Here is a 298-nt window from a genome sequence, read left to right as displayed (position 1 = left end):
TCGTGAACCCGCGCCAGTTCAAACAGGCTCGGTTCGGTGGACGGATCCAGAGCAAACCCACTGACTTCGGCGCCGAGGCTTTGCAGCCACAGCGTCAACCAACGGCCTTTGAAACCGGTGTGGCCGGTCAGCAGGACTCGCTTGCCGCGCCAGAATTCCGGGGTCAGACCCATTGCTTCCATGGGGCCTCCCCGCTCTGCCACAAGGCTTCGAGGTGGTTCTTGTCACGCAGGGTGTCCAGCGGATGCCAGAAGCCGTCGTGCTGGAAGGCCTGCAATTGCTCTTCGCTGGCCAATGC

Annotated in this window: 2 pseudogenes; both read right to left on the bottom strand. The window is 62.4% G+C overall.

The annotated features are described in order from the left end of the window. Positions 1-182 (bottom strand): annotated as a pseudogene (locus BK665_RS33135) (CDP-glucose 4,6-dehydratase); the annotation flags it as partial. Further along, a pseudogene (locus tag BK665_RS33130) lies at positions 164-298 on the bottom strand (glucose-1-phosphate cytidylyltransferase); the annotation flags it as partial. The pseudogenes BK665_RS33130 and BK665_RS33135, both read right to left, overlap by 19 nt.

It is taken from the genome of Pseudomonas frederiksbergensis, from assembly GCF_003732665.1.
Classification (GTDB): Bacteria; Pseudomonadota; Gammaproteobacteria; order Pseudomonadales; family Pseudomonadaceae; genus Aquipseudomonas; species Aquipseudomonas frederiksbergensis_G.
This window is presented reverse-complemented; position numbering and strand designations above follow the sequence as displayed.